Here is a 23,861-nt window from a genome sequence, read left to right on the forward strand (position 1 = left end):
TTGGAACTATTCCCCCCGTCCGGGTGAACCCCGGACGGGGGCCGACGCCATCCGCCGAGTGATCTACTCGGACATCTGTTCGGTATCCGGGCGGATGTCGATCCGCCAGCCGGTGAGCCGGGCGGCGAGCCGGGCGTTCTGTCCCTCTTTGCCGATCGCCAGCGACAGCTGGTAGTCCGGCACGGTGACCCGGGCGGACCGGGACGCCAGGTCCACGACCTCGACCTTGGAGACGCGGGCCGGGGACAGCGCGTTCGCCACCATCTCGGCCGGGTCGTCCGACCAGTCGACGATGTCGATCTTCTCGCCGTTCAGTTCGCCCATGACGTTGCGGACCCGGCCGCCCATGGGGCCGATACAGGCGCCCTTGGCGTTCAGACCCGAACGGGTGGAGCGGACCGCGATCTTCGTACGGTGACCGGCCTCGCGGGCGATGGCGGCGATCTCGACGGACCCGTCCGCGATCTCCGGCACCTCGAGGGCGAAGAGCTTCTTCACCAGGTTGGGGTGCGTACGGGACAGGGTCACGGACGGGCCGCGGACGCCCTTCGCCACCCGTACGACGTACGACCGCAGCCGCAGCCCGTGCGGGTAGGTCTCACCGGGGACCTGCTCCTGCACCGGCAGGATGGCCTCCAGCTTGCCGATGTCGACGAGCACGTTCTTCGGGTCGCGGCCCTGCTGGACCACTCCGGTGACGATGTCGCCCTCGCGGCCGGCGTACTCGCCGAGCGTGGCGTCGTCCTCGGCGTCGCGCAGCCGCTGCAGGATCACCTGCTTGGCGGTGGTGGCGGCGATCCGCCCGAAGCCCGACGGGGTGTCGTCGAACTCGCGCGCCTCCTGCCCCTCCTCCAGGTCCTCGGGATCCTCCTTCGCCCACACGGTCACGTGCCCGGTGTTCCGGTCGAGCACCACGCGCGCGTGGCGGCGGCTTCCCTCGGTGCGGTGATAGGCGATGAGGAGGGCCGACTCGATCGCCTCGACCAGCAGGTCGAAGGAGATCTCCTTCTCCCGAACCAAGCCCCGCAGGGCGCTCATGTCGATGTCCACGGCTACGCCTCCTCCTCTTCCGTCATGTCCTTGTTGTCCTTGCGGTTGAACTCGACCTGCACACGCGCCTTGTCGATCTCGGCGAAGCCCAGTCTGCGGCCGGTCGCCTTGCGCCCCTTGACACCGGGCACTTCCAGATCGAGGCCCTCGTCGTCGACGTCCAGGATCCTGGCGACCAGTTCCCCGCCCTCGGCCAGCTGGAACCGCACCAGGCGGTCCACGGCGCGCAGGTAGTGCCGGTGCTCCGTGAGCTGGCGCTCCGCACCGGGGGTGCCGACCTCCAGGGTGTACTCCCCCTCGCCCATGGCGTCCGTCTCGTCGAGCCTCGCCGAGAGCTCACGGCTCACATCGGCGATCTGGTCCAGGTCCGCCCCGGCATCGGAATCGACGACGACACGCAGCACGCGCTTGCGTCCGACGGAGTCCACGGCGATCTCTTCGAGATCCAGTCCCTGGGAGGTGACGAGCGGTTCCAGGAGCTCTCGCAGCCTCTCGCTCTGGGTGGTGCTCATCCGGGTGACTCCTCGGCCGCGTGTGCTGTTGTGGGATGGGGCGCGTGTCTGGTCAAAGGGTATCGGGTCGCGGGGGGTGTTGCGTGCGCGTGCCTCCGGCGGGGGGGCCGTTCGCCTACGGGGGGGAGCTGTGGTTTGTGGGCGGGTGCGGGTTCGGTGGGGGCTTGTCGCGCCCACGCGGCGGAGCCGCAAATTGATACGGCCTCGCGCCCCTTAGGGGGTTGTCGCTGGGGGCGTCGGGGCGGTGACGTTGGTTGGGGGGATGCGCGGGTACCGTGATCACGGCGGAGTGCATGTCCGCCCGTGTGTTCGTACGAGCCCCCTGAGGACGTCTGCCGTGTCGTTCCCCTCTCTGTTGCGCAGAAGGAGCCTGATCGTTTCGGTGGCCTCGGCTGCCGTGCTGGTGGGCTGCTCCACCGATCCGGACTCCGCCGGGAACGGGGGGAGTCCGTCGGTGTCCGCACGGGCACGCGCGCGTGCGGCACGGGACAGTCGGGGGCTGCTGCGGCAGTACGACGCCGTCCTCGCCGCCCATCCGGGGCTCGCGGAGCGGTTGCGGCCGTTGCGCGCGGAAGTGGCGGCGCACGCGGCGGCGTTCGAGGAGGGCACGGCCTCGCCCACGGCGACCGGCTCGCCGTCGGCCACGGCGTCCCCGTCGGCCTCGCCGACCGTGCCCGCCGACGAGAAGTCCGCGCTCGCGTCGCTGGCCGCCGCCGAGCGGAGCCTCGCCGACCGGCGGGCCAAGGCGCTGCTCGACGTGCCGGGCGAGCTGGCACGGCTGCTGGCCGGGGTGGCTGCGGCCGGCGCGGGGCACGCGTACCTGCTGACGAAGGGTGACCAGTGAGCGACGAGGCGAAGGCGGGCCTGCTCAAGGCGCTCCAGGCGGCGCTGGCGGCCGAACACGCGGCGGTGTACGGCTACGGCGTCGTCGGCGGCCGGATCGGCGGGCAGCGGCTGGCCGAGGCGCACTCGGCGTACGACGCGCACCGGGCCCGCCGGGACGCGCTGGTCCGCGAGGTGCGGGACCTGGGCGGTGCGCCCGTCGCCGCGAGCGCGGCGTACGCGCTGCCGTTCGCCGTCACCGACCCGGCGACGGCGGTACGACTCGCCGCCGAACTGGAGGAGCGGGTGGCCGACGTGTACTCCGACCTGGTCCGGGCATCCTCCGGCGAGCGGCGCGGCGCGGCGGCCGGGGCGCTGCGGGAGGCCGCGGTGCGGGCGGTGCGCTGGAGCGGGGAGAGCGTAGCCTTCCCTGGGCTCGCCGAGCGGGCGGGTTCCGGAGCGGCGGCCGGTGGGTCGGCCTCGCCCTCGGCTTCGGCTTCGGCTTCGGCTTCGGCGACTCCCTAGAGCTGGAAAGGAACGACTCGCGTATGGCTTTCGAACCGCCGCGGCGCCTGGTGAGGGCGCTCGGTGAGACGGCGCCGGACGGTGACGAGTGGCTGGAGAAGCTGCCGGAGGCGGTGGAACAGGCCGTCGCGCTACGCGAGTTGACCGTCGAACGGGTGCAGGTGCCGGGCGGGCGCAGCAGTGTGGTGCTGCTGGTGCGGCGGGCGGACGACACGCCTGCCGTGCTGAAGCTGGCGCCACGGCGGGCCCGGCCGGAGAGCGAGGCGGCGGCGCTGGCGCACTGGGGCGGGCTCGGTGCGGTGCAGGTGCTGGAGGCCGACGGGGCCGCGGGGGTGCTGCTGCTGGAGCGACTGCATCCGGAGGTCTCGGTGCGGTCGCTGCCCGAGGCGAAGGCGCTGCTGGAGGCGGCGGGGACGCTTCGGCGGCTCTGGGTGCGGCCGCCGGAGGAGCACGTCTTCGAGACCGTGGCCGAGCGGACGGGGCGGCAGGCCGCGGCGATGGCCTGGGCGGCCGGCGACGCCGAGGTGGCGCCGTTGGTGGCGGCGGCGGTCGCGGCCCGGGAGGAGTTGCTGGCCGCGCCGCCCGAGCGGCGGCTGCTGCACGGCACGTTCCGGCAGAGCAAGGTGCTGGCCGGGGGGCGGATGCCATGGCTGGCGGTGGGGCCGGATCCGGTGGTCGGGGAGTGTGCGTTCGATCTGGCGCGGCTGGTGCGGGACCGGGTGGAGGATCTGATCGCGTCCCCGTCCGGGGCGTCCATCACGCGGCGGCGGATCAAGCGGCTCGCGGAGTCCTTGGAGGTCGACCAGGAGCGGTTGCGGGGGTGGACCCTTTTCCGGGCGGTGGAGTCGGGTGTCCGTGCGCGGAGGGTGGGGCGGCCGAGGGATGCGGAGCTGTTGCTTGAATTCGCCGGGTGGGTTTGACGACTTCGGCTGCGGGTCCGGTGGGGCTGGTGGCGCAGTTCCCCGCGCCCCTAGGGGATTACCCTTCCCTCAGTTTCAAGGCCAGGACGGGGCAGTCGGCCGCCGCTCTGCGGGCTCGTTTCCTCGTGCGTGGGGGTATTGGGCGGCCGTCCACCAGGGGGTAGCCCCATTCGTCGAGGGTGATGTGCTCCGGGAGCAGCTCTGCGCACAGGCCGTGGCCCTGGCAGGACGTCCAGTCGATGGTGATGTGCTGGTCCATGTCAGATCCCTTCCGCCGGTACGGGGAGCAGCGGGGTGTGGTCGGTCGCGGTGCAGTGGCCGTGGGCGTGGGCGTCGAGTTCGGTGGCGAAGGTGGTGAGCGCGCTGCGGACCAGGCGGATCGTGCCGTCGGGGTGGTGGCAGGCGCCTCTCCCCTCCACCAGGCCCGCCCAGCGGGAGATGTCCGTGCGGGTGGTGCCCTGGGGGCCGGGGGTGGCCAGGGTCTGGAAGGCCGCGGCCATGCGCGGGAGGCCGTTGAGGCAGGGCCCGCACTGGCCCGCCGACTGCAGCGCCAAGTAGCGCAGGACTCGGGCGGTTTCGGCCGGGCCGCAGCGGTCGGCGGGCAGGGCGGCCAGTACGTTTGCGCCCAAGTAGGCGGAGGACAGGGGGACTTGGGCGGCCTCGGTGGCCGGGATCCAGGTGCCGTGGTAGCCGCCGATCAGGGCCGCGGACGCGCCCTCCAGGGGGAGGAGCCGGCCGACGGGCATGCCGAACGGGGCTTCCACGACCCGGACTTCGCGGCCCGGCACGTGCACGGTGCACAGGGTGCTGCCCGGTTCGGCGGGGGTGCCCGCCGAGCGGAACCAGGCGGCGCCGTAGCGGGCGATCAGCGCCAGGTGGGCCAGGGTCTCCACGTTCTGGACCAGGGTGGGGGCGCGCCGCACCCCGCGTTCGCGGACCGGCGGGACCGGGTGGGCGGGGCGGGCGGGGCCGCCGGAGAGGTACTGGACGAGGGCCGAGGCCTGGCCGGAGAGGAAGCGGGCGGGCAGGCGCACGACCTGCACGCGCACCGGGTCGCGGCGCTGGGCGAGGGCCGCCTCCAGGTAGGAGGCGCCGTCCTCGACGGCGAGGTACGCCTCCGCCACGCCGACCGCCTCGGCCGCCAACTGCAGCCCGTCCAGGACCAGATGGGGTGACAGCCGGAGCAGGGTCCGGTCCTTGCGGCTGGCCGGCTCGCTCTCCGCGCCGTTGGCGACGACGACAGGTGCGCGCTCGCCACGGCGGGCCGCGTCGGCGACCGCGACGAACTTCCGGTACGCCGGGAAGCCCGCCCCGCCTCGTCCGGTGAGCCCGGATTCGGCCAGGGTGCGCAGGAGGGCCGCCGGATCGCCGTACGCGAGCGGGCCGTAGCGCTGTTCGTGCGTGGTGAGGTCGGCCGGGGTGCCGCCGGGGGCCAGCAGGCGCGGGGACATGTAGACGTCGGTGAAGAGCGTGGTCATCAGTGGGCCCCTTCGGTGTGCAGCAGTGCGGCGGGCGTCTGGCGGGAGGCGCGGACGGCCTGCGCGGTACGGAGGGCGAAGGCGGTGATCACCGTCGCGACGCAGGCCACGGTCAGCCAGGTCATCCAGTCGGTGCCGGCGTCCGTGCCGATGCCGATGCCGTGGACCAGGGCGACGGGCCAGGAGACGTACGCCAGCCAGTGCACGGCCCGCCAGGTGCGGTGGCCGAGGCGGTCCCTCAGGAGGCTGGTGACCAGGACCGCGAGCATGAGGTCGAAGGCGACCGTGCCGAGGCCGAGCCAGAGCGGCTGGTAGTCGGAGACGAAGGGGACGAGGGTGTCGAGGGGGCTGATGCTGACGTAGCCGTCGACGACCGCGGTGGTGATGTGCAGGGCCAGGAAGGCGGTGGCGGAGAGGGAGAGCGTGCGGTGCAGGCTCATGGTGCCGAACCGCGGCAGGCCGGGGAGGCGGGTGCGGAGGCGGACGGCGATGCCGAGGAGGACGACCACCGTGAACAGGACCAGGCAGACGGCGCCGGTGGCCCGGTTGGCGTACCAGAGGGTCTCGGAGGTCACGCCGCCGCCTCCAGCGCCGCGAGGGAGGCGGGCCAGCCGGGCGTGGTGACGACGGTGCCGTTGTGCGCCACCAGGCGGGCCGGCAGGCCCAGGCGGGTCAGCCAGCGCTCCGCGCCGGTGCCCTTGACCAGGGCCGCCGTGGTGGCCGCGTTGGCGTCCGCGCAGGTGGCCGCGGCCACCGAGACCGTGCGCCACGGGGAGCGGACCGGCAGTCCGGTGCGCGGGTCGACGATGTGGTGGAGGTCGTAGCCGCCGCGCTGCCAGCGGCGGGCGCTGGTGCCGGAGGTGGCGAGGCCCCCGGAGCGCAGGCCGACGGTGTCGTACGGCCCCTGCGCGGGCGTCTCGTCCACCGGTCCGGTGATGTCCTGGACACGGATCTGCCAGCCGCCCGCCGGGGGCTCGCCGGCGACGGCGGTGTCGCCACCGAGGCTCACCAGCACTCCGCAGCCGGCCGTGTCGGCGAGCATCCGCGCGGCCCGGTCGGCGGCCCAGGCCTTGGCCGTCGCGCCCAGGTCGAGGCGGACGCCCTCGGGGACGGTGACCGTGCCGGTCGCCGGGTCCAGGGTGACCTTGCGCCAGCCCGGGGCGCGGCGCACCCGCAGGGAGACCGGGCGGTCGTCCTCGCGGACGAGGGTGAAGTCGCGGTCGTAGCCGATCGCGTCCATCGCCGAGCCGACGGTCGGATCCACCGTGCCGTCCGTCGCCCGGGCCGCGCGCAGGGCGACGGCGAGGGCCTCGGCGAGCAGCGGGCTGACCCGGACCGGGCGGCCGTGGGTGGTGTCGAGGGCGGCCAGTTCGGAGTCGGTGCGGAACCTGCTGCAGGCCGCGTCGACCTCGGCGAGCTGCCGGGCGAGAAGCAGGTTGCAGGAGTCCAGCAGGGCCGGATCGGTGACGACCAGGCGGACGGTGGTGCCGAGGGCACGCCACTCGGCGGCGGTCGGCCGAAGAGCGCGGGCGGCGGTCATGACGCCCCCGACGTGGAGTCGGTGGAGCCGCTGCCCGAGGTGAGGCCGTCGGAGGAGGACTGCAGGTCCGAGGAGGACGAGCTGGATGAACTGGAGGAACCGGACGAGTCGGTCGACTTGGAGGACGAGGAACTGTCCGTGTCCGAGGTCGAGTCGGAGCTGTTTCCGGAGCTGCTGGAGCTCGACGTCGTACCGCTGCCGCTGCTTGCCGTCGTCTCGGCGTCCGACTGCATCGTGCCGACCAGGGCGAACACCCCGGCCGCCGCGGCGAGCGTGACCGCCGCCGCCAGAGCCGCCGTGCGCCGGGTCCCCCGGCGGACCGCCGCGGCCGCGCCCCTCTCCCGCCGGTCCCCCGGCTCCCTGCCTTGCACTCTCTCGGTCATGACCGATCCCCTCCTGCGTGACTCTCTGTCACGCATTACGTTCGGGTATCGGCCTGAGAGAAGTCTGTGAGGCTCCCATACGGATCGGAAGAACTGTCTGAGACGTTCCTGAAAAGCCGCGGCGGCCGCCGGTGTGTCACCGGGGGCCGCCGCGGCGGGAGTTGAGGCTCAGTTGGCGGTCAGGCGGGCGATCGCCTCGTCCACCGTCAGCTCCTCGCGCTCGCCCGTCCTGCGGTCCTTGAGCTCCAGGACGCCCTCGCCGGAGCGGCGGCCGGCGATCAGGATCTGCGGTACGCCGATCAGCTCGGCGTCGGTGAACTTCACGCCCGGGGAGACCCCGGCGCGGTCGTCGACCAGGACGCGCAGCCCACCCGCCCGCAGCTTCTCCGAGACGTCCAGGGCCAGTTCGGTCTGCAGGGCCTTGCCCGCGGCGACCACGTGCACGTCGGCCGGGGCGACCTCGCGGGACCAGACCAGGCCCTTCTCGTCGGCGGTCTGCTCGGCGAGGGCGGCGACGGCGCGGGAGACGCCGATGCCGTAGGAGCCCATCGTCACCCGGACCGGCTTGCCGTTCTGGCCGAGGACGTCGAGCTTGAGCGCGTTGGTGTACTTCTGGCCCAGCTGGAAGATGTGGCCGATCTCGATGGCGCGGTCCAGCTTCAGGCCGGTGCCGCACTTCGGGCAGGGGTCGCCCTCCAGCACGACGACGACATCGACGTACTCGTCGACGGTGAAGTCACGGTCCGCCACGACGTTCTTGGCGTGCGTGCCCTCCTTGTTGGCGCCGGTGATCCAGGCCGTGCCGGGGGCGATGCGCGGGTCGGCGATGTACTTCACCTTCTCGCCGAGACCCTGCGGGCCGACGTAACCGCGGACCAGGTCGGGACGGCCGGCGAAGTCGGACTCGTTGACCAGCTCGACGGCGGCCGGGGCGAAGTGCTCCTCGACCTTGCCCATGTCGACCTCGCGGTCGCCCGGTACACCCACGGCCACGATCTCGCCGTCGACCTTCACCAGGAGGTTCTTCAGGGTGTCGGAGGCCTGGACGCCGAGGTGGGCGGCGAGGGTCTCGATGGTCGGCGTGTCCGGGGTCGGGATCTCCTCGAGAGCGGGCACGCCGGAGGCGTCGACCGGCTTCAGCGTGTAAGAGATCGCCTCGGTGTTGGCCGCGAAGTCGCAGTTCGGGCAGTCGGCGAAGGTGTCCTCGCCGGCCTCGGCCGGGGCCAGGAACTCCTCCGACTTCGAACCGCCCATCGCGCCGGCGGTGGCGGCGACGATGCGGTAGTCGAGGCCGAGGCGCTCGAAGATCCGCTGGTATGCCGCGCGGTGCAGGGCGTACGACTTCGCGAGGCCGTCGTCGTCCAGGTCGAAGGAGTAGGAGTCCTTCATCAGGAACTCGCGGCCGCGCAGGATGCCGGCGCGCGGGCGGGCCTCGTCCCGGTACTTGTTCTGGATCTGGTAGAGGATGACCGGCAGGTCCTTGTAGGAGGACGCCTGGTCCTTCACCAGCAGGGTGAAGATCTCCTCGTGGGTCGGGCCGAGGAGGTAGTCGCCGCCCTTGCGGTCCTGGAGGCGGAACAGCTCCTGGCCGTACTCGTCCCAGCGGCCGGTCGCCTCGTACGGCTCCCGGGGCAGGAGGGCCGGGAGCAGCACCTCCTGGGCGCCGATCGCGTCCATCTCCTCGCGGACGATCCGCTCGATGTTGGACAGCACCTTCAGGCCGAGCGGCAGCCAGGACCAGATACCGGCCGCCGTACGGCGGACGTAGCCGGCGCGGACGAGGAGCTTGTGGCTGAGGACCTCGGCGTCCGCCGGGTCGTCACGCAGCGTCTTCGCCATCAACTGGGACATGCGTTGGACCGGTGCGTTCGCCATGGTTCTCGTACTCCTGCCGGAAAAGGTTGATGGCTAGGAGGTTAGCCGGGCACGCTGTGCCGGTGGAAATCGGTTAGCGGCGACGGGTCACTTACGGCGGAGCGGCAGGGGCGCACCCATCACGGCGTACGGCTTGGGAGCGCTGGGAAAGTTCACCCGGCGGGCCAGGTCGACGTAGCCGAGGGAGTGGTACAGGCCGCGGGCCGGGCTGTCGGTGTCGATCGCGGAGAGGATCGAGCGGGGCTCGGCGGCGCCGTCGGTGATGAGCGTGATCAGGCGGCGGCCGATGCCCCGGTTCTGGTGGCGGGGGTGCACGTGCAGCTCGGTGATGACGAAGGAGTCGTCGAGCCAGTCGGCGTTGCCCTGGGCGCGGAGGTAGGGCTCCACGACGGTGGACCACCAGTGGGTGCGGGAGTTCGGCATGCCGTAGACGAACCCGACGAGCAGGCCGTCGGCCGTGGCACCGAGGGCCCTGGCGCCGGCGTACTGCATGTGGCGGAGGACGATCTGGCGGCGGACCGCAACCTCGTCGGGGCCGAGGCCGAATGCGACGGCCTGGACTGCGAGGGCCTCGTCCACGTGGGCGGGGAGGTCCAGGGGGCCGATCACGAGGGTCATGTGGGGAGGGTACAGGGGGTTCCGGTTTGCCGTCCGGGTGCGGTTGTGTGTGGCTGGTCGCGCAGTTCCCCGCGCCCCTGACGGAGCGCGTGACCTGGACGTCGGGCTAGAACAGCACGCTCATGAAGGCTCCGACCTCCTGGAAGCCGACCCTCAGATACGTCCTTCTCGCCGCCGTGTTGAAGTCATTGACGTAGAGGCTCACCACGGGGGCCACGTCGGCCAGTGCGTAGCGCAGGACCGCTGCCATTCCGGGGGCCGCCATGCCCATGCCCCGGTACTCGGGGGCGACCCACACACCCTGGATCTGGCAGGCCTCGGACGTCGCCGCGCCGATCTCCGCCTTGAAGACGACCTTGCCGCTGTCGTCGAGCCGGGCGAACGAGCGGCCGGAGCCGACGAGTTCGGCGACCCTCGCCTGGTAGAGGAGGCCGCCGTCGCCGGCCATCGGCGAGACGCCCACCTCCTCCGTGAACATCGCCACGCACGCCGGCATGATCGCCTCCATCTCGTCCTTGCGGATGCGGCGGACGTACGGATCCGGGGCGATGTCGGCGGGCATGCGGTCGGTGACCATCAGGGGCTGGTGGCGGCGGACCTCGCGGGCCGGGCCCCAGTGCGGTTCCAGGAGGCGCCACAGCTGGGCGGTGGCCTCGGCGGGGCCGACGATGGAGGAACAGCGGCGGCCCGCCCGGCGGGCGCGGTCCGCGAAGGCCCGGATCGCGCGCGGGGTGGCGCAGATCGGGACCAGGTTGGCGCCGGCGTAGCAGAGGGACGTGAGCATGCCGTCCTCGTACCAGCCCCACATCTCGCCGCCGAGGCGCCAGGGGTCGAGGCCGGCCACCTGGACGCGCGAGGTCACGAAGGCGTTCGTGACCGGCTCGCGGTCGAGTACGGCGAGCGCGGCGTCCAGGTCACTCGGTTCGAGCACCCGTGAGGTGGTCTGCGTCAACACGTGCGGGGCCTCACGCTTTGGGGTTCTGCTGATCTCCGCACTGTACCTGCGGAAGCTTGGCCGTGCCGCCCCGTGCACTGTGAAGTGGCCGCCGGGAGGCTCCCGTCCCTGGGGGCTGCCGCCCCCCAGACCCCCGCTTCGGCCTGCGGCCTCGTCCTCAAACGCCGGACGGGCTGAGTAATTCAGCCCCTCCGGCGTTTGAGGAGCGGGGTCCAGGGGCGGAGCCCCTTCAGGACGAGGGCTTCCTCAGCCCGCCACCGACACCGACGGCTCCCCCGACTCCGTGCCCTCCGCCTCCATCTGCTCGGCCAGCTTCATGGCCTCCTCGATGAGGGTCTCCACGATCTTCGACTCGGGGACCGTCTTGATGACCTCGCCCTTGACGAAGATCTGGCCCTTGCCGTTGCCGGAGGCGACGCCGAGGTCGGCCTCACGGGCCTCGCCGGGGCCGTTCACCACGCAGCCCATGACGGCGACGCGGAGGGGGACCTCCATGCCGGTGAGGCCGGCGGTGACCTCTTCGGCGAGCTTGTAGACGTCGACCTGGGCGCGGCCGCAGGACGGGCAGGAGACGATCTCCAGGCCGCGCTGCTTGAGGTTGAGGGACTCCAGGATCTGGTTGCCGACCTTGACCTCCTCGACCGGAGGCGCGGAGAGCGAGACGCGGATCGTGTCGCCGATGCCCTGGGACAGGAGGGCGCCGAAGGCGACGGCCGACTTGATGGTGCCCTGGAACGCCGGGCCCGCCTCCGTGACACCGAGGTGGAGGGGGTAGTCGCACTGGGCGGCGAGCTGGCGGTACGCCTCGATCATCACGACCGGGTCGTTGTGCTTGACCGAGATCTTGATCTCCCGGAAGTCGTGCTCCTCGAAGAGGGACGCCTCCCACAGGGCCGACTCGACCAGGGCCTCCGGGGTCGCCTTGCCGTACTTCTGGAGCAGACGGCGGTCCAGGGAGCCGGCGTTGACGCCGATGCGGATCGGGGTGCCGTGGTCCTTCGCGGCCGCCGCGATCTCCTTGACCTTGTCGTCGAACTGCTTGATGTTGCCGGGGTTCACCCGGACCGCGGCGCAGCCGGCCTCGATCGCGGCGAAGACGTACTTCGGCTGGAAGTGGATGTCCGCGATGACCGGGATCTGGGACTTCTTCGCGATGGTGGCGAGCGCGTCGGCGTCGTCCTGGGTGGGGCAGGCCACGCGCACGATCTGGCAGCCGGACGCGGTCAGCTCGGCGATCTGCTGGAGCGTCGCGCCGATGTCGGACGTACGGGTGGTGGTCATCGACTGGACCGAGACCGGGGCGTCTCCGCCGACCGCCACGGAGCCGACCTGGATCTGCCGGCTCTTCCGGCGCTCGGCGAGCTTGGTCGGAACGGACGGCATGCCGAGAGAAATCGCAGTCATCTGCTGTGCAACCCCAAGTCGTGGATCTAGGTCCAGGTCCCGTCGTGAGCGGGTTCCAGGCTTCGAGATTACGGCACCGGCACAGGAGTGAGCACATCCCCCACCCGTAAACCCACTCGATGGAAGCGACCCGGAACACAGTGTTCCGGGCCGCTTCGAACGTGGTGTGGCTAGGAGATTTTCACGGGGTTAACCACGTCGGCCACCAGGACGAGCAACGTGAAGCAGACGAAGATCCCCGCCACCACATAGGCCACCGGCATCAGCTTCGCCACGTCGAACGGGCCGGGGTCCGGGCGGCGCAGTACCTTGGCCAGGCTCCGGCGCAGCGACTCCCACAGGGCGCCCGCGATGTGCCCGCCGTCCAGGGGCAGCAGCGGGAGCATGTTGAAGAGGAACAGGGAGAGGTTGAAGCCGGCCACCAGCATCAGCGCCATGGCCAGCTGCTCGGTGGGCGGGATGTCCAGGGTGAAGATCTCGCCGCCGACCCGCGCCGCGCCGACCACGCCCATCGGGGAGTCCGGCTGGCGGGGGGCGCCGTCGAAGGCCGCGTCCCACAGGGCCGGGATCTTGCCGGGCAGGCTCGCGATGGAGTCGACGGCCTCGCCGAGGCGGTCGCTCATCCAGGTCACCGAGTCGCCGAGGTCCTGGCGGACGATGCCGGTGGCGGCGCTGAAGCCGAGGAAGCCGGCGGTGACGTACTGGCCCTGGACGATCTGGCCGCTGGAGTCCTTCTTGGCGACCTGGTTGGTGGCGATCTTCGCGTGCAGGGTGACGTCCTGGCCCTTGCGGTCGACGACGATCGCGACCTCCTTGCCGGGGGTCGACCGGATCAGGTCGGAGAGCTGGTTCCAGCTCGTCGTCTGCACGCCGTTGAAGGAGACGATCTTGTCGCCGGCCTTCAGGCCCGCCGCCGCGGCCGGCGAGGAGGCGTCGGTCTTCTTGCAGGTGTCGCGGTTCTCGCTCTGCGCGATCACGCACTGGGAGACCGAGCTGACCGTGGTGGTCTGCTGGCTGATACCGAAGCCCATCAGGACGGTGAGGAAGAGCGCGACCGCCAGGATCAGGTTCATGAAGGGGCCCGCGAACATCACGATCACGCGCTTCCAGGGGGCGCGCGTGTAGAAGAGGCGGGTCTCGTCGCCGGGCTGGAGCTCCTCGAAGGCGGCCGAGCGGGCGTCCTCGATCATGCTGCGCCAGGGGGAGGTGGAGCGGGCGGTGACCCGGCCGTCGGCGCCCGGCGGGAACATGCCGATCATGCGGATGTAGCCGCCCAGCGGGACGGCCTTGATGCCGTACTCCGTGTCGCCCTTGTGCCGCGACCAGATGGTCGGGCCGAAGCCGACCATGTACTGCGGGACGCGGATGCCGAAGAGCTTGGCGGTGGAGAGATGCCCCAGCTCGTGCCAGGCGATCGAGACCAGCAGGCCGATCACGAAGACGACTATGCCGAGGATCATCATCAGGGCTGTCATGCACGCGCCTCCGCGGTCGCCTTCTGCGCTGTCAGTTCCCGGGCCCGGACCCGTGCCCAGGTCTCCGCTTCGAGGACGTCCGGCACGGTCAGTGAAGTTCCCGTACGAGGGGTGCCGTGTTCCTCGACCACCCGCGTCACGGTCTCCATGATGCCGTTGAACGGCAGCAGACCACCGCGGAAGGCTTCGACGCACTCCTCGTTGGCCGCATTGAACACCGCCGGCGCCGTGCCCGCGAGCTCACCGACGTGCCGTGCCAGGTTCACGGACGGGAAGGCCTCGTTGTCCAGCGGGAAGAACTCCCAGGTGGAGGCCTTGCTCCAGTCGAAGGCGGGCGCCGCGTCCGGGACCCGTTCGGGCCAGCCGAGACCGATGGCGATCGGCCCCCGCATGTCGGGGGGCGTCGCCTGCGCGATCGTGGATCCGTCCGTGAACTCGACCATCGAGTGGACATACGACTGCGGATGCACGACCACCTCAATGCGATCGAAGGGAATGTCGTAGAGGAGGTGCGCCTCGATGACTTCCAGCCCCTTGTTGACCAGGGTCGCGGAGTTGATCGTGATGACCGGTCCCATCGCCCAGGTGGGGTGGGCGAGGGCGTCCTCGACGGTGACGTGCGCCAGGTCGGCCTTGGTACGGCCGCGGAAGGGCCCGCCGGACGCGGTGACGACCAGCTTGCGGACGTCGGCCCGGGTCCCCGCCGCCAGCGACTGGAAGAGCGCCGCGTGCTCGGAGTCGACCGGGATGATCTGGCCGGGCTTGGCCAGCGCCTTCACCAGCGGGCCGCCGACGATCAGCGACTCCTTGTTGGCGAGCGCGAGGGTGCGGCCCGCCTCCAGGGCGGCCAGGGTGGGCGCGAGGCCGATGGAGCCGGTGATGCCGTTGAGGACGGTGTGGCAGTCGGAGGCGGCGGCCTGGGTGGCCGCGTCGGGTCCGGCGAGGATCTCGGGGAGCGGCTCGCCGGGGCCGTAGAGCGCCGTGAGCGCCTCGCGCAGCGCCGGTACGACGTCCTCGCGGGCGACCGCGACGGTACGCACCCGCAGCCGGTGCGCCTGCTCGGCGAGGAGGGCGACCCGGCCGCCGTGGGCGGACAGGGCGGTGACCCGGAAGCGGTCGGGGTTGCGCAGGACGAGGTCGATGGCCTGGGTGCCGATCGATCCGGTGGAGCCGAGGATCACCACGTCCTTCGGGCCGTCGCCCGCGAGCGGGTCGTACACGAGGTGCGGGTCGGCGAGGGGTGCCGGACTGGCGGGACTGTCGGTCATCCCCCCATTGTGGCCGCTTCCGGCGGCCGGGAGGACAGCGCGTCCCGCACGGGGGTGCCTTATCAGTTCTTGGCGCCGTATCGAGTGGAATTCCCTTTGTGAGGTTCGCGTGAAGATCATGTGATAACACTTCAGTCGGGCCGGTGGACGACCGGCCCTTTCTGGACGACATCCTGGGGGGATCTCTCCATGCGTACTCCGCGCATACGCGCCGCCCTGCCCGCGCTCGCGGGCGCCGCGCTGCTCACCGGCACCCTGCTCAGCACCCCGGCCCAGGCGGCCGGGGGCGTGACCATCTACCACGTCTGGTTCGACAGCCCGGGCACCGACAACCGCTCCAACGCCAGCCTCAACGCCGAGTGGGTGCAGATCAAGAACACCGGCGGCTCGGCCGTCTCGCTCAAGGGCTGGATTCTGAAGGACACCTCCAACCACCGGTACACCTTCAAGAGCGTCAAGATCGGCGCCCACAAGACGATGAAGGTGCACACCGGCAGCGGCACGGACACCGCGTCGGACAAGTACCAGAACCGCCGTGCCTACGTGTGGAACAACACCAGCGACACGGCGACGCTGACCAAGGCGAGCGGCGCCAAGGTCGACTCCTGCTCCTGGACGACGCGGGATCCGAGCGACAAGTACTGCTGAATCGCTACTTCAGCAGCCTTGCCCGAGCAGCCTTGCCCGAGCGGCCTCACTTGAGCGGCCTCACTCGAAGGGGCGGCGGACGTTCTCCCGCCGGGACGGCCCGGGGGTCGCGTCGGCGATCCACGGGCCCTCGCCCGACGGGTCGACGATCCCCCGCTCCAGCCATTCGAAGGAGCCGCCGAGCACGCCCTTGACGACCTTGCGGTCCAGGTCGTCGGTGTTCGACCACAGGCGGGTGAACAGCTCGTCGACGCGGATGCGGGCCTGCCGGCAGAACGCGTCGGCGAGCAGGTAGGCCTCGCGGCCGTGGTCGCCCTGGCGGCGCAGCAGTTCGGCGCGCACGCAGGCCGCGCTCATCGCGAACAGCTCGGCGCCGATGTCCACGACCCGGCCCAGGAAGCCCTGCTTGGTCTCCATCCGGCCCTGCCAGCGGGACATGGCGTAGAAGGTGGACCGGGCCAGCTTGCGGGCGTGCCGCTCCACGTAGCGCAGGTGCGGGGCGAGGTCCGCGCCGTGCTTGAAGTCGCCGTACGACGTGGGGAGCTGGCCCGGTCCCGCGACCAGCTTCGGCAGCCACTTGGCGTAGAAGACGCCCGCGTTCGCGCCCGCCCTCGCCTTGTCCTGGAGGGACTTGTCGGGGTCGATGAGGTCGCCGGCGACCGAGAGGTGGGCGTCGACGGCCTCGCGCGCGATCAGCAGGTGCATGATCTCCGTGGAGCCCTCGAAGATGCGGTTGATGCGCAGGTCGCGCAGGAGCTGCTCGGCGGGGACGGCGCGTTCGCCGCGGGCCGCCAGCGACTCCGCGGTCTCGAAGCCGCGGCCGCCGCGGATCTGGACCAGCTCGTCCGCCATCAGGCAGGCCATCTCGGAGCCGTAGAGCTTGGCGAGGGCGGCCTCGATGCGGATGTCGTTGCGGTTCTCGTCGGCCATCTGGGAGGACAGGTCGACGACCGCCTCCAGGGCGAAGGTGGTCGCCGCGATGAAGCTGATCTTGGAGCCGACCGCCTCGTGCAGCGCGACCGGCTTGCCCCACTGCTCGCGGACCGCCGACCACTCGCGGGCGATCTTCAGGCACCACTTGCCGGCGCCCACGCACATCGCGGGCAGCGAGAGCCGCCCGGTGTTGAGCGTGGTGAGGGCGATCTTGAGGCCCGCGCCCTCGGCGCCGATGCGGTTGGCGGCCGGGACCCGGACCTGGTGGAAGCGGGTGACGCCGTTCTCGATGCCGCGCAGGCCCATGAAGGCGTTGCGGTTCTCGACGGTGATGCCCGGCGAGTCCGCCTCGACGACGAAGGCCGTGATGCCGCCCTTGCTGTCCTCGGTCCTGGGCACGCGGGCCATGACCACGAGCAGGTCGGCGACCACGCCGTTGGTGGTCCAGAGCTTCACCCCGTCGAGGACGTAGTCGTCCCCGTCCGGTACGGCGGTGGTGGCGAGGCGTGCCGGGTCCGAGCCGACGTCCGGCTCGGTGAGCAGGAACGCCGAGATGTCGGTGCGGGCGCAGCGCGGCAGGAAGGCGTCCTTCTGCGCCTGGGTGCCGAAGATCTTCAGCGGCTGCGGCACGCCGATCGACTGGTGGGCGGAGAGCAGCGCGCCGACCGCCGGGTTGGCGGAGCCGACCAGGGAGAGGGCCCGGTTGTAGTAGACCTGGGTGAGGCCGAGGCCGCCGTACTTGGTGTCGATCTTCATGCCGAGGGCGCCGATCTCCTTGAGGCCGGCGATCACCTCGTCCGGGATGCGCGCCTCGCGCTCGATGAGCGCCGAGTCGATCTTCGTCTCGCAGAACTCGTGCAGCCGGGCCAGGAACTCCTCGCCGCGCTGCACGTCCTCGTCCGCCGGGAGCGGATGCGGGTGGATGAGGTCGAGCCGGAAGCGCCCGAGGAACAGTTCCTTGGCGAAGCTGGGCTTGCGCCAGTCCTGTTCCCGGGCGGCCTCCGCCACCTGGCGGGCCTCCCGCTCGGTGACGGTGGGTTTCTTGGCGGTGGGGGCGGACATTAAGGCTCACCTCGCCACAAAAGGGGTTGTTGAGGACCGTTCGTTACCGACCAGTGCTACTGGATCGTTGGTACCCGAAACGGGCCGCCCCCACCAGTCCTCGCGGTCCGATCGGCTGACGGGCCGGCCGGCGCGACGCGCTTCTCAGCCGATGTCGACGGAGTACGACTTGGTGTCCAGCCGCCCCGAGCCCTTGAAGACCTCGGTGCCGGCCTCGATGCCGGAGAGGTACTTGTCGTTGCCGAGCAGTTTGCGGCGGACCAGGGCCTGGGTGAAGTCGTCGATGTTCAGCGTGGCGCCGGTGGTGTTGGCACGGCGGACGAAGGAGTAGACGTTCCAGCCGATGTTGCCCTGGTAGATGTCCCACATCGCGCCGTCGAGGCTGACGCTGCCGTACTTGGTGCCCAGCGGGCCGGCGCCGCCTTGGCGGTTGAGCCAGATCATGATCTCGTCGGTGGGCTGGTCCTGCCAGTCCGCGGTGTTCTTGGCGTGCAGCCAGAGGTCGTAGGCCACGTCCAGGGTCCCGGGGGCCGAGCTGAGCGAGAAGTTCCACCTGGTGGTGACCTTCTTGCGGTCGCCGACCCGGATCGGCAGTCCGGTGGACGCCTTGTCGACCTTCCAGCCCCAGTGCCAGCCGAGGACCGTGCTGGCGTACGACTTGACGTCCGCGTCGGTGCCCTTGCTGTTGTTCGCCCAGGTGTAGGACGTCCCCCAGGAGATGGTCGAGCCCGACTGGGAGTTGTCCCAGACGCACTGGCTGCCGGTGCCCTTGTCCTGCCCCCAGAGGTTGTTGTTCACGTAATACTTGCCGAGCGTGACGGTGTCGAAGGCGGTGCACTTCTTGCTCGACTCGCCGGCCTGCGCCACGGTGACGCCCGCGGCGGCGGCGAGCGCGACCGAGGCGGCCAGCAGCGTCTTCGCCGTCTTGGACAGGCGCGGTCTGCGGTGTTGCATCGAGGGGTCCTTCCGGGGGACGGTTCGCGGTACGACCCGTCGGACGGCCGTACGACCTCTTTGTGGCCGCCGCCCCCTGGAAAGGTTGCCGAGGGCGTCTCATCAATTCGCTGTCGAAGCGCTTCGACAGCCTATGGACACCCACCCGCACTGAAGCTACTGTCGAACCACCCTCACTCGCCACCTGTCAGCAATGCGCACTGTCGAAGCGCTTCACAAAACTTGGAGAGCTGGATGGTCACCCTCGCCGAGGTCGCCCAGCACGCCGGAGTCTCGGCGAGCACGGTGAGCTATGTCCTCAGCGGCAAGCGGTCCATCTCCACCACCACCCGGCAGCGGGTCGAGCAGAGCATCCGGGAGCTGGGCTACCACCCGAACGCGGGCGCCCGCGCCCTGGCCAGCAGCCGGTCGAACATCATCGCGCTGATGATCCCGCTGCGTACGGACATGTACGTGCCGGTGATGATGGAGATCGCGATCGCGGTGGCCACCACGGCCCGCCTGCACGGCTACGACGTCCTGCTGCTCACCGGCGAGGAGGGTCCGGACGCGGTACGCCGGGTCACCGGCAGCGGGCTCGCCGACGCCATGATCCTGATGGACGTGGAGCTGGAGGACGAGCGGCTGCCGCTGCTCCGCCAGACCGACCAGCCCTCCGTGCTCATCGGCCTGCCCGCCTCCACCTCCGGTCTGACCTGCGTCGATCTCGACTTCGGGGCGACCGGCGCGCTGTGTGTGGAGCACCTCGCGAAGCTCGGTCACCGTGACATCGCTGTCGTCGGCGAGGCCCCTGCCGTCTACGAGCGGCACACCGGCTTCGCCGAGCGCACCCTGGACGGACTCCGGTCCCGGGCCCGGGAGGTGGGCCTGCGGGTGCTGCACCGGCCGTGCGAGGGCGGGTACGACGCGATGGCCGTCACGCTGGCCCGGATCTTCGACGAACGCCCCGGCACCACGGGCTTCGTCGTCCAGAACGAGTCCGCGGTGGAGCCGCTGCTCGCGCTGCTGCGCCAGCAGGGCCGGGCCGTGCCGGAGGACGTGTCCGTGGTCGCGATCTGCCCGGACCAGGTCGCCGTCCAGGCCTCGGTGCGGCTGACCTCGGTCGCCATCCCCGCCCAGGAGATGGGCCGGTACGCCGTGGAACACCTGGTCGCCAAGCTGGACGGCCGGGGCAGTGACGAAGTCGTGCTGATCGCACCCGAGCTGACGGTACGGGCGAGCACGGGACCGGCACCGGCCGGGTCCTGACCCCTTTGCAGTGCCCCGCCGTTCCGGGGCACCCCCCTGTCTGCACTCCTTCAGGAGCACGTGACATGAATCAGTCTGCCCAGATCCAGTCCGCGGACGACCGGCCCAAGGTCAGCCTCGCGCAGTCGTCCCCCACCGTCGGCACCTTCCGCGAGCGCGACGGTGCCCTGGAGTGGAGCGGCCGTCAGGAGACGCTGCGGATACAGCCGTGGGGGCCGGACGCGGTCCGGGTGCGCGCCCGGCTCGGCGGGCCGATCCTCGAAGGCCTGCCGGGGGCCCTGCTCGACGAGCCCCCCGCCACCGAGTCGACCGTCAAGATCGGTGACGCCGAAGGGCAGTTGACGGTCGGGGGCCTGACCGTCGAGGTGTCCGCCGAGGGCCTGGTCCGGTTCCTGCGCACCGACGACCGCTCGGAGGTGCTGGCCGAGGAGCGCGCCCACTTCTGGTGGCCCGGCCCGCGTCTCTACACCGCGGTCGGCAACGGCCACCACCGTCTGGAGCAGCGGTTCGCCGCCTACGAGGGCGAGAAGCTGTTCGGCCTGGGCCAGCACCAGCACGGGCGCCTGGACCAGAAGGGCCTGGTCCTGGACCTGGTCCAGCGCAACGCCGAGGTCTCGGTCCCGGTCCTGGTCTCCAGCCGCGGCTACACCCTGCTCTGGAACAACCCGGCGATCGGCCGCGTCGAGCTGGCCGGCAACGGCACCCGCTGGGTAGCCGACTCGGCCCGCCAGCTCGACTACTGGATCACCGTCGGCACTCCGGCCGACGGACAGCGCAACTACAGTGCGGTGAGCGGCCGTTCGCCGATGCTGCCGGAGTGGGCGGCGGGCTTCTGGCAGTGCAAGCTGCGCTACCGCACCCAGGACGAACTCCTCGCCGTGGCCCGGGAGTACAAGCGGCGGGGCCTGCCCCTCTCGGCGATCGTCTGCGACTTCTTCCACTGGACCCACCTGGGCGACTGGAAGTTCGACCCGAAGGAGTGGCCGGACCCGGCCGCGATGGTCCGCGAACTGGACGAGCTGGGCGTCAAGCTGGTGGTGAGCGTCTGGCCGTCGGTGTCCCCGCTGAGCGAGAACCACCCGGTGATGGAGCAGCGCGGCCACTTCATCGGCACCCAGTACGGCCCGACGGCGCACGCCGACTGGCCGGACAAGGGGGTGGCGTCGACCGTCCAGGTGGCGTTCTACGACGCCACCAACCCGGACGCCCGGGAGTTCGTGTGGTCGAAGGTCAAGGAGAACTACCTGGAACCGTACGGCATCACGGCCTTCTGGCTGGACGCCTGCGAGCCCGAGCTGAAGCCGGGCTTCCAGGAGAACCTGCGCTACTGGACGGGCCCAGGACTGGAGGTCGGCAACAGCTATCCGGCCGAGAACTCCCGGACGTTCTACGAGGGCCTGCGGGCCGAGGGCGAGGAGGTCGTCACCCTCAACCGTTCGGCGTGGGCGGGCAGTCAGCGCTACGGCGCCGCGCTGTGGTCCGGCGACATCGGCACCGACTTCACGGCCCTGCGCCACCAGATCGCGGCCGGCCTCAACACGGCCCTGTCCGGCATCCCCTGGTGGAACACCGACATCGGCGGCTTCCACGGCGGCGACCCTGACGACCCGGCCTACCGCGAGGTGATGGTCCGCTGGTTCCAGTTCGGCGCGCTCTCCCCGCTGATGCGTCTGCACGGGTTCCGCGACCCGGGCATGCCGCTGGGCCCCGACATGACCGGCGGCCCGAACGAGGTGTGGTCCTACGGCGACGAGGCCGGCGCGATCCTGGAGAAGTACCTGCGGCTGCGCGAGCGCCTGAGGCCGTACGTCCTCCAGGTCATGCGGGAGGCCCACGAGCAGGGCCTGCCGGTGCTGCGGCCGCTGTTCCTGGAGTTCCCCGAAGACCAGGCGGCCTGGACGGTCGACGATGCGTACCTCTTCGGCCGTGACCTCCTGGTGGCGCCGGTGCTGACGGCGGGCGCCACGGCCCGGACGGCGTATCTGCCGGCGGGCGCCCGGTGGACGGACGCGTGGACGGGCGAGTCGTACGAGGGCGGTGCGGCGGTGACCGTGGACGCGCCGCTGGACCGCATCCCGCTGTTCCTGCGGGACGGGGCGGAACTACCGGTCACCGAGTAGTCCGGCCGGATTGCGACGCCTCTCGTTACCTGCCGGTAAATGTCTCAACTCGTCGGTGTGGTCGGGCAGTTGGAGGGGGTAGTCAGTATCCCCTCCCCTGTCCCCCACGAAGGGTTCCGCTGCCGTGCCCTCAGGTCCGTTCCCCCTCACGCTCGCCAACCTGCTCCTCAGACCCGACTTCCGCGCCCGCCGCACGCCGGACCGGGCCTTCGACCGGCTGCTCGACGCGGCCGGGACCGCGGAGGGCGACGAGCGGTTCGCCGACGACTTCCGTCACCTGCTGCGATGTTGGGCGAAAGCCGAGCATCTCACCCCGGTCGGCTGGCTGTCCGCGCGCGGACACGTCGGCCGGCATCTCGCCAACCGGGCCCGGATCCGCCGACTGCTCGCCGAACACCCCGAGATCGAGCGGGAGCCCGTCGAGCGGCCGGTGTTCGTGGTGGGCCTGCCGCGTACCGCCACCACGCTCACCCACGGCATCCTCTCCCTCTCCGCGGAACACCGCTGCCCGCTGCTCTGGGAGTTGCTCACCCCCGGCCTCGAACTCCCTCCGGAGGAGCGGGAGAAGGCGATCACGACCGCCCGTCGCCTGGTCGGCGGCATCAACCTCTTCTCCCCGCGCTTCCGGCACATCCACAACCTGCGGCCCGAGGGCCCGGAGGAGTGCACCTTCGCGCTGCCGCACACGGTGATGCCGCTGTCCCAGGCGGTGATCCCGGAGTACCTGCCCTGGCACGAGACCCATGACTTCGACGCCGACTACCGCTACCTCAAGCAGATCTACCAGGTGCTCCAGTACGGCCGCCCGCGCCGCCGCTGGGTGCTGAAGTCACCGCTGCACCTGGAGAACCTGGACGCGCTGCGCGCGGTCTTCCCGGACGCCGTGATCGTGTGGACGCACCGCGATCCGGCCACCGCCGTGGCCTCGTTCTGCAGCCTGGTCGAGCACGGCATGGCGGTGAACACCCGTCCCCTCGACCTGCACTGGATCGGCGCCACCTGGCTGGAGCTGCTGGCCCGCTCCGCCGCCCGCGGCCTCGCGTCCCGCGCCCTCATCCCCCGCGAGTCCCTCGTCGACGTGCCGTACTCCTGGCTGGGCGCCGACCCGGCCGCGGGCGCCCCGAAGCTCTACGCGGCCGTCGGCGCCCGCTGGACCGAGGCCGACGCGGCCCGTCTCCCGGCGGTCGCCGCGCGCCCCAAGGGGACCCGCGTGCACAGCTACGACCTGGCCCGCTACGGCCTGACCCGCGCGGACGTCGACACGGCCTTCGCGGACTACAACGCGCTGCGCGCCGAGGTCGACCGGGCGTGACGGCGCGAGGGGCGGCCCCGCCTGTGGCGGGGCCGCCCCGGTGACTCAGCTGCTGCTGACGCTCTCGCTGTTGACGGTGAAGTCCAGCCCGCCGGAGGAGGACGTGATCTCGAAGCCGAACTGCACGTCGCCGATGGTGACGTTGCCGAACCAGCCCTTGGTGTCCTTGATCCACTTCAGGATCGGCAGGATGTCGATGGTGCCGGAGGTGGAGTTGGAACTGCGGACGAACGAGTAGACGTTGTTCGAGCCGTTGTTGCCCTTGTAGACGGTCCAGGTGTTGCTGCCCAGCGTGAGGGTGCCCTGCGAGGTGCCGAGCGGTCCGACGGCACCGGTCTTGTTGACCCAGAGCATGATCTCGTTGGCGTATCCGGTGTCCCAGATGTCGTACGACGTGTTGTACGCGCCGGACGACGGCACGGTCACGTTGTAGCTGCTGGTGAGCGACCCCAGCGAGGTGATCGTCTTGTTGATCACCTTCTTGGAGTTGGGGTAGGACTTGATGCCGCCGGTGTTGGGGTGGTTGGCGTTGACGCCCCAGTTGGTGCCGGAGTTGGCCCAGATGCACTGGGTGCCGGCGCCGGAGCCCCAGATGTTGTTGTAGAGGGTGTAGCCGTTCAGCATGGTGTTGCCCCACTGGTCGCAGGAGCTCCAGACGGCGGCCGAGGCGGGGGCCGCGGCCAGACCGACGGTGGCGCCGAGGGCGAGCGCGGGGGCGATCAGGGCGGTGGCGACCCTGCCGAGCGTGCGTGTTGCCAT

At 71.2% G+C, this 23,861-nt stretch carries 23 protein-coding genes; 7 read left to right on the forward strand and 16 right to left on the reverse strand.

Translation table 11 applies throughout. From position 1 onward, the window contains the following. Window positions 1-63: 63 nt before the first annotated feature. Window positions 64-1,050 (reverse strand): transcription termination factor NusA, encoded by a 987-nt coding sequence (gene nusA / locus SSP29_RS00185; RefSeq protein ID WP_089098399.1) that lies wholly within the window; start codon window positions 1,048-1,050, stop codon window positions 64-66. A 2-nt stretch (window positions 1,051-1,052) separates the two neighbouring features. Continuing rightward, complete coding sequence (gene rimP / locus SSP29_RS00190; RefSeq protein WP_089098400.1) at window positions 1,053-1,562, reverse strand: ribosome maturation factor RimP; 510 nt, start codon at window positions 1,560-1,562, stop codon at window positions 1,053-1,055. Between the two features lie 337 nt (window positions 1,563-1,899). On the opposite strand from rimP, the gene SSP29_RS00195 reads away from it, so the two are divergent. From SSP29_RS00195 to SSP29_RS00205, 3 genes are read left to right on the forward strand one after another with little or no spacing between them, the layout of a single operon-like run. Continuing rightward, complete coding sequence (locus tag SSP29_RS00195) at window positions 1,900-2,406, forward strand: hypothetical protein (protein WP_150133292.1); 507 nt, start codon at window positions 1,900-1,902, stop codon at window positions 2,404-2,406. Beyond that, window positions 2,403-2,909 (forward strand): ferritin-like domain-containing protein, encoded by a 507-nt coding sequence (locus tag SSP29_RS00200; protein WP_089098401.1) that lies wholly within the window; start codon window positions 2,403-2,405, stop codon window positions 2,907-2,909. Before SSP29_RS00195 ends, SSP29_RS00200 begins: the two co-directional genes overlap by 4 nt. A gap of 23 nt (window positions 2,910-2,932) precedes the next feature. Next, complete coding sequence (locus SSP29_RS00205) at window positions 2,933-3,829, forward strand: aminoglycoside phosphotransferase family protein (protein ID WP_089098402.1); 897 nt, start codon at window positions 2,933-2,935, stop codon at window positions 3,827-3,829. Window positions 3,830-3,887: 58 nt separating this feature from the next. Here SSP29_RS00205 and SSP29_RS00210 read toward each other — a convergent pair whose 3' ends face one another. The 11 genes from SSP29_RS00210 to dxr form a co-directional block, all read right to left on the reverse strand. Next, window positions 3,888-4,088: a ferredoxin gene (locus SSP29_RS00210; protein WP_089098403.1), complete on the reverse strand. Its 201-nt coding sequence runs from the start codon at window positions 4,086-4,088 to the stop codon at window positions 3,888-3,890. A gap of 1 nt (window position 4,089) precedes the next feature. After that, window positions 4,090-5,307, reverse strand: coding sequence for an NADH-ubiquinone oxidoreductase-F iron-sulfur binding region domain-containing protein (locus tag SSP29_RS00215; protein WP_089098404.1), 1,218 nt, complete (start codon window positions 5,305-5,307; stop codon window positions 4,090-4,092). Next, window positions 5,307-5,882 (reverse strand): ferric reductase-like transmembrane domain-containing protein, encoded by a 576-nt coding sequence (locus SSP29_RS00220; protein WP_089098405.1) that lies wholly within the window; start codon window positions 5,880-5,882, stop codon window positions 5,307-5,309. The genes SSP29_RS00215 and SSP29_RS00220 overlap by 1 nt, the downstream gene beginning before the upstream one ends. After that, window positions 5,879-6,847, reverse strand: coding sequence for an FAD:protein FMN transferase (locus SSP29_RS00225; protein WP_089098406.1), 969 nt, complete (start codon window positions 6,845-6,847; stop codon window positions 5,879-5,881). The genes SSP29_RS00220 and SSP29_RS00225 overlap by 4 nt, the downstream gene beginning before the upstream one ends. Continuing rightward, the gene (locus SSP29_RS58295; protein ID WP_150133294.1) at window positions 6,844-7,230 is read right to left on the reverse strand and encodes a hypothetical protein; all 387 of its coding nucleotides are present in this window, start codon (window positions 7,228-7,230) and stop codon (window positions 6,844-6,846) included. Before SSP29_RS58295 ends, SSP29_RS00225 begins: the two co-directional genes overlap by 4 nt. 168 nt (window positions 7,231-7,398) lie before the next feature. After that, a complete protein-coding gene (locus SSP29_RS00235; protein ID WP_089098408.1) occupies window positions 7,399-9,105 on the reverse strand; it encodes a proline--tRNA ligase in 1,707 nt (568 codons plus the stop codon). Between the two features lie 87 nt (window positions 9,106-9,192). Continuing rightward, window positions 9,193-9,723 (reverse strand): GNAT family N-acetyltransferase, encoded by a 531-nt coding sequence (locus SSP29_RS00240; RefSeq protein ID WP_089098409.1) that lies wholly within the window; start codon window positions 9,721-9,723, stop codon window positions 9,193-9,195. A gap of 106 nt (window positions 9,724-9,829) precedes the next feature. Continuing rightward, window positions 9,830-10,678, reverse strand: a complete 849-nt coding sequence (locus SSP29_RS00245; protein ID WP_089098410.1) for a GNAT family N-acetyltransferase — start codon at window positions 10,676-10,678, stop codon at window positions 9,830-9,832. 246 nt (window positions 10,679-10,924) lie between these two features. Next, window positions 10,925-12,082 (reverse strand): flavodoxin-dependent (E)-4-hydroxy-3-methylbut-2-enyl-diphosphate synthase, encoded by a 1,158-nt coding sequence (ispG, locus tag SSP29_RS00250; RefSeq protein WP_089098411.1) that lies wholly within the window; start codon window positions 12,080-12,082, stop codon window positions 10,925-10,927. 170 nt (window positions 12,083-12,252) lie between these two features. Beyond that, the gene (locus SSP29_RS00255) at window positions 12,253-13,557 is read right to left on the reverse strand and encodes a site-2 protease family protein (RefSeq protein ID WP_089098412.1); all 1,305 of its coding nucleotides are present in this window, start codon (window positions 13,555-13,557) and stop codon (window positions 12,253-12,255) included. Then, complete coding sequence (gene dxr / locus SSP29_RS00260) at window positions 13,554-14,825, reverse strand: 1-deoxy-D-xylulose-5-phosphate reductoisomerase (RefSeq protein ID WP_089098413.1); 1,272 nt, start codon at window positions 14,823-14,825, stop codon at window positions 13,554-13,556. Before dxr ends, SSP29_RS00255 begins: the two co-directional genes overlap by 4 nt. Window positions 14,826-15,014: 189 nt before the next feature. On the opposite strand from dxr, the gene SSP29_RS00265 reads away from it, so the two are divergent. Next, window positions 15,015-15,473: a lamin tail domain-containing protein gene (locus SSP29_RS00265; RefSeq protein WP_089098414.1), complete on the forward strand. Its 459-nt coding sequence runs from the start codon at window positions 15,015-15,017 to the stop codon at window positions 15,471-15,473. 60 nt (window positions 15,474-15,533) lie between these two features. Here the strand turns inward: SSP29_RS00265 and SSP29_RS00270 are convergent, their stop codons facing one another. Further along, window positions 15,534-17,468 carry an acyl-CoA dehydrogenase family protein gene (locus tag SSP29_RS00270; RefSeq protein WP_089098415.1) on the reverse strand — a complete coding sequence of 645 codons (1,935 nt, stop codon included), beginning with the start codon at window positions 17,466-17,468 and terminating at the stop codon, window positions 15,534-15,536. A gap of 144 nt (window positions 17,469-17,612) precedes the next feature. Further along, the gene (locus tag SSP29_RS00275) at window positions 17,613-18,422 is read right to left on the reverse strand and encodes a GH12 family glycosyl hydrolase domain-containing protein (RefSeq protein WP_089098416.1); all 810 of its coding nucleotides are present in this window, start codon (window positions 18,420-18,422) and stop codon (window positions 17,613-17,615) included. A 234-nt stretch (window positions 18,423-18,656) separates the two neighbouring features. Between SSP29_RS00275 and SSP29_RS00280 the strand changes: the two genes are divergently transcribed. The 3 genes from SSP29_RS00280 to SSP29_RS00290 all read left to right on the forward strand — a co-directional run bounded on the left by SSP29_RS00280 (window position 18,657) and on the right by SSP29_RS00290 (window position 23,102). Next, window positions 18,657-19,670 (forward strand): LacI family DNA-binding transcriptional regulator, encoded by a 1,014-nt coding sequence (locus SSP29_RS00280; RefSeq protein WP_089098417.1) that lies wholly within the window; start codon window positions 18,657-18,659, stop codon window positions 19,668-19,670. 65 nt (window positions 19,671-19,735) lie between these two features. Then, on the forward strand, window positions 19,736-21,790 hold the full coding sequence (locus SSP29_RS00285) for a glycoside hydrolase family 31 protein (protein ID WP_089098418.1): 2,055 nt from the start codon (window positions 19,736-19,738) through the stop codon (window positions 21,788-21,790). Window positions 21,791-21,914: 124 nt separating this feature from the next. Continuing rightward, window positions 21,915-23,102, forward strand: a complete 1,188-nt coding sequence (locus SSP29_RS00290) for a sulfotransferase family protein (protein WP_089098419.1) — start codon at window positions 21,915-21,917, stop codon at window positions 23,100-23,102. 45 nt (window positions 23,103-23,147) lie between these two features. Here the strand turns inward: SSP29_RS00290 and SSP29_RS54760 are convergent, their stop codons facing one another. Then, the gene (locus SSP29_RS54760) at window positions 23,148-23,861 is read right to left on the reverse strand and encodes a glycoside hydrolase family 12 protein (RefSeq protein WP_089098420.1); all 714 of its coding nucleotides are present in this window, start codon (window positions 23,859-23,861) and stop codon (window positions 23,148-23,150) included.

It is taken from the genome of Streptomyces hyaluromycini, from assembly GCF_002217755.1.
Taxonomy (GTDB): domain Bacteria; phylum Actinomycetota; class Actinomycetes; order Streptomycetales; family Streptomycetaceae; genus Streptomyces; species Streptomyces hyaluromycini.